Genomic DNA, 511 nt, shown 5'->3' with positions numbered 1-511 from the left:
GGATGTGATTGCGCTGTCACATCAACACGGTATTTCCGGTTTCCCCGTGCTGGAAGGCAAGACCGTGGTCGGYATCATCACCAACCGCGACCTGCGCTTCGAGGAAGACCTGGAAGCCCCCGCGCGCGCCAAGATGACGCCGCGCGAAAAGCTGGTGACGGTGGGCGAGGACGCCTCGCTGGAGGACGCCAAGCGCCTGATGAACCGCCACCGCCTCGAGCGCGTGCTGGTGGTCAACCAGGCTTTCGAGCTGCGCGGCCTGATCACCGTGAAGGACATCCAGAAGGCCGTGGAGCACCCGCTGGCCAGCAAGGACGACCGCGGCCAGCTGCGCGTTGGCGCGGCGGTCGGCGTGGGCCCGGACAATGACGAGCGCGTGGACCTGCTGGTCAAGGCCGGCGTGGACGTGATCGTGGTCGACACCGCGCATGGCCACAGCCAGGGCGTGCTGGACCGCGTGCGCTGGGACAAGCAGAACTATCCGCAGCTCCAGGTGATCGGCGGCAAAATC

The 511-nt window shown here is 66.7% G+C and carries 1 protein-coding gene; it reads left to right on the top strand.

Translation table 11 applies throughout. The annotated features are described in order from the left end of the window. A partial coding sequence (locus tag AC1DO7_RS41455) for an IMP dehydrogenase (protein ID WP_477117599.1) occupies positions 1-511 on the top strand: 511 nt, incomplete at both ends.

The sequence above is a fragment of the Cupriavidus sp. 05N40 genome, from assembly GCF_056397305.1.
This window is presented reverse-complemented; position numbering and strand designations above follow the sequence as displayed.